Origin of the sequence: Desulfurivibrio nitratireducens, assembly GCF_044068515.1 — a bacterium.
Lineage (GTDB): Bacteria > Desulfobacterota > Desulfobulbia > Desulfobulbales > Desulfurivibrionaceae > Desulfurivibrio.
The window spans coordinates 1-4629 of record NZ_JBIPKI010000077.1; the positions used below are offsets into that span (position 1 = coordinate 1).

4 protein-coding genes, 2 tRNA genes, 1 other RNA gene and 1 pseudogene are annotated in these 4629 nt (G+C 63.0%); all 8 read left to right on the plus strand.

The window, feature by feature from the left end; translation table 11 throughout:
* A pseudogene (locus ACHHTY_RS11730) lies at window positions 1-437 on the plus strand (hypothetical protein); the annotation flags it as partial.
* A gap of 174 nt (window positions 438-611) precedes the next feature.
* Entirely contained in the window at window positions 612-833 is a 222-nt protein-coding gene (locus tag ACHHTY_RS11735) for a cell division protein FtsQ/DivIB (RefSeq protein ID WP_395494352.1), read from the plus strand.
* Between the two features lie 122 nt (window positions 834-955).
* Window positions 956-1876 carry an NAD(P)/FAD-dependent oxidoreductase gene (locus ACHHTY_RS11740; RefSeq protein WP_395494353.1) on the plus strand — a complete coding sequence of 307 codons (921 nt, stop codon included), beginning with the start codon at window positions 956-958 and terminating at the stop codon, window positions 1874-1876.
* A gap of 124 nt (window positions 1877-2000) precedes the next feature.
* Complete coding sequence (gene tadA, locus ACHHTY_RS11745; RefSeq protein ID WP_395494355.1) at window positions 2001-2435, plus strand: tRNA adenosine(34) deaminase TadA; 435 nt, start codon at window positions 2001-2003, stop codon at window positions 2433-2435.
* 201 nt (window positions 2436-2636) lie between these two features.
* Window positions 2637-2725, plus strand: a tRNA-Ser gene (locus tag ACHHTY_RS11750).
* 332 nt (window positions 2726-3057) lie between these two features.
* A tRNA-Ser gene (locus tag ACHHTY_RS11755) sits at window positions 3058-3145 on the plus strand.
* A 35-nt stretch (window positions 3146-3180) separates the two neighbouring features.
* Window positions 3181-3279, plus strand: an RNA gene (gene ffs, locus ACHHTY_RS11760) — signal recognition particle sRNA small type.
* Between the two features lie 151 nt (window positions 3280-3430).
* Window positions 3431-4629 (plus strand): DNA polymerase III subunit gamma/tau (dnaX, locus tag ACHHTY_RS11765; RefSeq protein ID WP_395494354.1); only part of this gene is annotated, 1199 nt, incomplete at its 3' end.

Sequence of the window (4629 nt, forward strand, 5' to 3'; positions counted from 1 at the left end):
GTCGGCGCCTGCGGAGCCGGCTGGGGCGGATCATGCTGATCACCGCCCCCATTTACGGGCTCTTTTTTCTGGCTGACCGCCTGGGATATTTTGCCCGCTTCAGCGGCTGGGTCGAGGAAAATATCGGCCTGATACCCTTTCTGCCCCCGGAAAGCATCGGGGTCATCATCCTGGTGGCGGCGACCGAGTTGACCGCCGGGCTGGCGGCGGCCGGGGCCCTGCTCGATGGCCATACCCTGGTCCACCGCGAAGTGGTTCTGGCCTTGCTGGTCGGCACCGTCATCGCGGCGCCGATTCAGGCCCTGCGCCATCAATTGCCCTATTACGCCGGCATTTTCCCCCCGGGCCTGGCGGCGGAACTGATTGTTTACAGCCAGCTTTTTCGCGCCGCCAGCGTTATCCTGGTTGGCGGAGGCTACTTTTTTCTCACCGCTTGATTTAAGGTTGCGGCCGCCGCTTCAGCCGTTGGTTGATGGTTGCCGCCTGATCGGGCACCGGGGGTGATTGAATCAGGTTGGCCACGCTTGTCAAAGCGGGCGGCAAGCGGTAAACTCTCTGCTGAAACCACCCATGTCGGTTGCCGGGCCAAATCATCTACACAGGAGACCACCATGAAAACATGTTCATTGCTGGATTTTATCGAAGAACTCAAACCATGGCTGGATCGCGATCATATCCGCCGGGCCGAACTCGATGACCGCGGCCGGTTCACCCTCTACTTCAATGACGGGATGAAAAATGTTTACGCCGTTGAAGATTGCAACGCGGTTCAGCTTAACGGGGTCCTCAAGACCCTGCGGGAAAAAGGTGTCGAGGTGGAAGCCCGCATCTAACATCGGTCGCAACCCGGAGCTTGAACCGGTCTCCCGAACTAAACGAGCGCCCGGGCAGGGCTGCCTTGCCGCCAGGCCGCCGGAAAACGGAGGCGGACCAATATTGCCAAAGAGAGGAAGTAATGACTGAACGGATTATTGATGTGCTGATTATCGGCAGCGGTCCGGCCGGCCTCCAGGCGGCGGTCCACGCGGTCCGCAAGAAGGCTGACGTCGTGGTGCTGGGCAAGGTTGAGCGCAGCAGCATCTATAAGGCTCACGTGGAAAACTACCTTTGCGTGCCGGGAGTCAGCGAGGGGGCCGACCTGATGGCGGCGGCCCTGGAGCAGGCTCAGCGTTTCGGCGCCGAAACCATCGCCGAGGACGTCCTTAATATCGAGCAGGACGGGGAACTCTTCAAGGTTAAAATCGAAAGCGGCCGTGAACTGGCGGCCCGGACCCTGATTTTCGCCACCGGCAACGCCCGCAAGAAGCTCAAGGTCAAGGGCGAAAAAGAGCTGGGCGGCAAGGGAGTCAGCTATTGCGTGGATTGCGACGCCAACTTCTATCGCAATGCCAAGGTGGCGGTGGTAGGCAACGAGTCGGCGGCGGTGGACGGGGCCGTTACTCTGACCCGCTACGCCGCCGAAGTTCACCTGGTCACCCGGGAGCTGGCCGCTTCCCCGGAGTTGCGCGCCGAGCTGGCCCAAAGCCCGGTCCAGGTCCACGAAGGTGAATGGGTCAAGGAAATTCTGGGGGACAAGGCGGTCACCGGCCTGCTGCTGGAAAGCGGCAAGAACCTGGAGGTTGAAGGGGTCTTCATCGAACTGGGGGCCAAGGGGGCCATGGATCTGGCCGCCACCATGGGGGTGGCCATGGACAGCGAAACCTTTTCCTTCATCGAGACCAACAAGCGGCAGGAAACCAATCTGCCCGGCATTTACGCCGCCGGCGATATTGCCGGGCCGCCCTGGCAGATGGCCAAGGCGGTGGGTGAGGGCTGCGTCGCCGGCTGGGAGGCCGCCAATTTCGCCGCCAAGCAGAAACGTCCCGCGGCCGGCTGAAGCGGGCCCCGGCTCTATTAGGCCCTCATGAGCGCTTTGCCCGGGCATCCGGTTTGCTCCGGCCTCCGGGGCATGGATTCAACCCGACGAGAGAGCGGTGCCGCCAGCTGATGATCTGACTAATATGGGCCGGGCCCTGCTCGAGGCCCAAGCCGCGGCCGGGCGGGACGAAGTACCCATCGGAGCCCTGCTGGTCGCCGCGGACGGGCGGATGCTGGCCGCCGCCGGCAACCGGACCATCGGGGATTGCGATCCCAGCGCCCACGCCGAAATTCTGGTCCTGCGCCAGGCGGCGCTCCGGCTGGGCAATCACCGCCTGGCCGGCACCACCCTTTATGTAACCCTGGAGCCCTGCGTGATGTGTGTCGGGGCCATGATCCAGGCCCGGATCGCCCGCCTGGTCTTCGGAGCCCTGGATCCCAAGGCCGGGGCGGTGGCTTCCCTCTACCGGCTGGCCGAAGATCCCCGCTTCAATCACCGTTTTGCCGTCCATGGCGGGGTGCTGGCCGCGGAGTGTGGTGAACTGTTGCGGGATTTTTTCCGGGCCCGGCGCGGCTGAATATTTACCCTGGGGGCCATCCGCCTTAGCGGCCCTGGCCCGGGCCGCGGTGGAACAATTACCCGGCGGCGCCCCGGCCGATTCAGCCGCCAGACCGAGGGTCGCCAAAACAATCCTTGTTGTCGGGCCGGGCTTACGGTAAATTGCCTCGACCGTCGCCGAGACGGCCGAGGCCCAAGCGGGTCGCGACGAAAATTTGTGGGAGAGGTGCCGGAGTGGTCGAACGGGACGGACTCGAAATCCGTTGTACCTTCTGGGTACCGTGGGTTCGAATCCCACCCTCTCCGCCAGAAAAAACAAGGACTTAGCCGGTCGCCGGCTAAGTCCTTTCCGGTTTGCGGCGCCTTTGGCGGGGGTGAATCAAGAATCGTTTGGCCGTTGACCCTTATTCGGGCAAGGCGCTGGTTGGCGATTTGCAAGGATACTGTTCCGGGCACCGGAGCAACCAAGACCGGATCATCTATTCGATCCACGACGATGACCTGATAGTACTGCTGATTCGGGCCCAAGCCCATTATGGCGCTTAGATGTTTTTTGCCCTTCCAAAAGTCGGCAATTCATTGTAGACTGCCCCGATTCGTGCGGTTGCCGGTTGCCGGGCCGTGCGCATGAACAGTGCCCCGGAGAGGTGACCGAGCGGTTGAAGGTGCACGCCTGGAACGCGTGTGTACGGCAACGTACCGTGGGTTCGAATCCCACCCTCTCCGCCAGGCCGCGTTAAGGATCGACGAGCTTTGAGTTTGATAGCCGGGTCCCGCGCAACAGAGACTCGCAAACCCCGTCAGGTCCGGGAGGAAGCAGCGGTAGCGAGTTTATCTGTGTGCCGCGGGGGTGCCTGGCTATCATTTTTTTCGTAAAGGTGCAGCAGCACCGCATCTTGCGGCGATCGGAGCGGCTTGCGTACCGACGTACGCGGCGCCCCCCCGCTTGCCGCAACCTGCGGCACTGCTGCACCTTTACGGGTTTGTTTCCTCGCTGTAAGTTTTTGGGGTGGGATGTCTTATCTTGTATTGGCCAGAAAGTGGCGGCCCCGGACCTTTGCCGAGGTGGTGGGGCAGCGTCCGGTGGTGCAGACCCTCCAGAATGCTCTGCGGCTGGACCGGGTGGCCCATGCCCTGCTGTTTTCCGGGGTTCGGGGGGTCGGCAAGACCACCCTGGCCCGGCTGATGGCCAAGGCCCTCAATTGCCGGGCCGAGGAGCGGGCCCGGCGCCCCTGCAATCAGTGTGCTTCCTGCCGGGAATTCAATGCCGGCAGCGCCGTCGATCTGCATGAAATCGACGGGGCCAGCAACCGCGGCATCGACGAGATCCGCGAGCTGCGGGAAAATATCCGCTTCATGCCGGTGGCCGGCAAATACAAAATCGTTATCATCGATGAAGTGCACATGCTCACCGATCCGGCCTTCAACGCCCTGTTGAAGACCCTGGAAGAGCCGCCGGCCCATGTCTATTTCATGCTGGCCACCACCGAGCTGCACAAGATTCCGGTTACCATCCTTTCCCGTTGCCAGCGCTATGAATTGACCCGGGTGGCCTTTGCCGAACTGTTCGATTTTTTCCGCCGGGTGGCGGCGGCCGAAAAGGTGGCCATGCCCGACTCGGCCCTGGAAATGATCACCCGCGAGGCCGACGGCAGCGTCCGCGACGGCCTCAGCCTGCTGGACCAGGTTTTCTCCTTCGGCGGCGAGCAGGTCAGCGACGATGATGTCCGCCAGATGCTGGGCCTGGTGGACCGCCGAATTTTCGAGCGCCTGGCCCGGGCCCTGCTGGCCGGCGACCTGGCCCGCTGCCTGGAGCTTTTCGACCAGTGCTACCGGGCCGGCATCGATCTCAAGCGCTTTGCCGGCGATTTGCTCAATTACTTCCGCAACCTGGTAATCTGCTCCGCCACCGATCAGCCCGAACGCCTGCTGGATCTGGCCGACCAGGAACTGGGCGCCCTGCGGGAGCTGGCCGCCGCCCACGGCTCCGAGACCCTGCTCTATACCTTCAATCTGCTCTTCAAGGGCATCGAAGAAATGCAATATGCCACCCGGCCCCGGCTGGTGCTGGAAATGGCCATGGTCCGGGCCACCCGGGCCGGCCAGATCGCCCCCACCGCCGATATCATCGGGCGGCTGGACCAATTGCTGGCCGGTTTGCCGGCGGCCGGGGAGGAGGGCAACTTCCGACCCGAGCCTGAAGCAAGGGCCAC